This window comes from Methylobacterium mesophilicum (assembly GCF_022179445.1).
Classification (GTDB): domain Bacteria; phylum Pseudomonadota; class Alphaproteobacteria; order Rhizobiales; family Beijerinckiaceae; genus Methylobacterium; species Methylobacterium mesophilicum.
Genome location: NZ_BPQU01000217.1, coordinates 1 through 204, shown reverse-complemented (window position 1 = coordinate 204; position 204 = coordinate 1). Strand labels below are relative to the sequence as shown.

Below are 204 nucleotides of genomic sequence, written 5' to 3'. Positions count from 1 at the left end.
ACCCGGTCGTGCGGGTGCTCGGCGGCTACCTCGCCGCCGTGGCGGCGGCGATAACCGTCTTGATGCTGGCGGGAGCGTCCGCCGCGCTGGTCGAGCCTTCACCCCCAATCTTCGCCGAGTTAGTCTTCCCATCCGACTGGGGCTCGGTTGCAATCACTTTCGTCATGGCCACGTTGTTCGTGACGGTCTTCGCGATGCCGGGCT

Annotated in this window: 1 protein-coding gene; it reads left to right on the top strand. The window is 66.2% G+C overall.

Annotated elements, in window-relative coordinates; translation table 11 throughout:
* Window positions 1-204: hypothetical protein (locus MFF40_RS28755; RefSeq protein ID WP_238263236.1), on the top strand; the 204-nt coding region annotated here is incomplete at both ends.